Raw genomic sequence first — 1,833 nt, forward strand, 5'->3', positions numbered from 1 at the left:
GTCCGTCCTCAAGCGTCCAAGCGGAAATATCACTACCGCTGGTGACAGAGGCAGCAACGCCGTTCGTACCTTCGACAGTAGCAGCGCTTGTTACGCCGGTCGTCACTTCAGCGGCTGTCTTGATTGTGTCGTCAGCGAAGTCGGACGTGCCGTCGAGCAGGGACTGGCCGTTGTAGCGGGTCGCTGTCGAGATGGAGTCGATTTCCTCCATCAGTTCTTCGAACTCAGCCTGAATGTAGGCACGTTCCGTATCCGTCACGGTGCCGGATGCAGCCTGTGAGGAAAGCGTCTTCATACGTTCCAGAATGTCGGACACGTTGGACGCGCCGGCATCGGCAGTCTGCAAAATGGAAATGCCGTGGGATGCGTTCGTCGACGCCTGTTCCAGAGCGGTCACATCGGAAGACAGCTTGGTTGCAATCGCCAGACCGGCAGCATCGTCGGATGCGGTGGTGATACGCGAGCCGGAAGCCAGCTTTGCGAGCGAATCCGATTGCTCGGAAGAGTTCATGTTCAGGTAGCGAACGGCCGTGTTCGCAGCGGTATTCGTCGAAATAACAGGCATTGTCCACTCCAGTATCGATTGGGGCCATGCACGAGATGCGCGTGAAGATGCGCAAGGTTTCTTGCCTGGCGATACAACGGAGCTTTCCGGCCAAAACAGGCGTTAATAAAATCGGGGACCTGTTAACCCTTGTTTACCAATTGTTAAGTTTACAATTGGGTAACCTTTGGGCTGCTTTCACTTCGGCAACTCTTGCCGATCAGGTGGTCCGCTATCTGTTCGATTTAGAAAGTCCTGTCGGCAAAAAGTTCCGGATGGAAAACATCGGAAACATTAGTCCGGCTGCAGGTGACGAATTGAACTCCGGGGATACCTGAAAATAAATTTGGAAATTTTTTGGAACCGCGGGAGGTTTGGACGCCCGGTGCGTAGGGGGCTCGCGCCCCCCGCGGTTTCAATCGCTGTCTTAGTTGAGCAGCTTGAGCAGGTTCTGCGGCATCTGGTTGGCCTGGGAAGCAGCGGCAACAGCAGCTTGAACCTTCACGGCAGATGCGGACAGGGAAGCCTGTTCGGAAGCAATGTCCACGTCGGAGATTGCAGACTGAGCAGCTTCCAGGTTCTCGATGCTGGTTTCCAGCTGGGTCGAGCGATACTCGAGACGGGACACTGTTGCACCCATTTCAGCACGTGCCTGAGAGACCGAGTCAATCGCGTTATCGATGACAGCCAGGGCTTCTTCGGCGCCAGCCTGCGTGGATACGTCGAGCTCGTTGATGCCCAGAGCTGTGGTGTTGAGGTTCTGGATCGTCAGCGTGATTGTATCGGTGTAGTCCGAACCCACCACAACGGTTGCACCGGTGGTGCTGACGTCTGTAGACGTGCCGGTCGCTGTTGCGGTGGTGCTTGTCAGGCCGAGATCAGCTTCTGCGAAGGCTGCGGTGCCATCGGTTGAGCCGGTGAAGTTGTCGAGCGTCACAGAAGCCTTGGTGCCAGTCTGGCGGCTTGTGAGTTCGATTTCGCCGGTGTCAGAATCGATGGAGGCAGTCAGATCATAGTTGCCTGCATCGGCCAAGGCCGTGTTGATCGCTGCGGATACCTCTGTGGCGCTGAACGTTGTTGCTTCGGTGCTGTCTGCATCGCCGAAGGAGACGGTCACATCGTTGACGTCGAAGGTGACAACCTGGCCAGCCGTCAGAGTGAAAGCGTCGCTCTCACCGGATGCAGTGACTTCGCCTGTGTCGGTCTCAGTCAGGCCGAGGTTTGCGATTTCAAATGCAGTCGAAGAGCCGTCGATGTCACCAGCAAAGTTGTCGATGGTAATGCTTGCC

3 protein-coding genes are annotated in these 1,833 nt (G+C 56.2%); 1 reads left to right on the plus strand and 2 read right to left on the minus strand.

What is annotated here, in order from left to right; genetic code table 11:
• A partial coding sequence (locus J0X15_RS19980; RefSeq protein ID WP_206944745.1) for a flagellin occupies positions 1 to 565 on the minus strand: 565 nt, incomplete at its 3' end.
• Positions 566 to 606: 41 nt separating this feature from the next.
• On the opposite strand from J0X15_RS19980, the gene J0X15_RS19985 reads away from it, so the two are divergent.
• Positions 607 to 882: a hypothetical protein gene (locus tag J0X15_RS19985; protein WP_206944747.1), complete on the plus strand. Its 276-nt coding sequence runs from the start codon at positions 607 to 609 to the stop codon at positions 880 to 882.
• Between the two features lie 89 nt (positions 883 to 971).
• Here the strand turns inward: J0X15_RS19985 and J0X15_RS19990 are convergent.
• The coding region (locus J0X15_RS19990) for a flagellin (protein ID WP_209015489.1) at positions 972 to 1,833 on the minus strand (862 nt) is incomplete at its 5' end.

Source organism: Roseibium limicola (assembly GCF_017313085.1).
Classification (GTDB): Bacteria; Pseudomonadota; Alphaproteobacteria; order Rhizobiales; family Stappiaceae; genus Roseibium; species Roseibium limicola.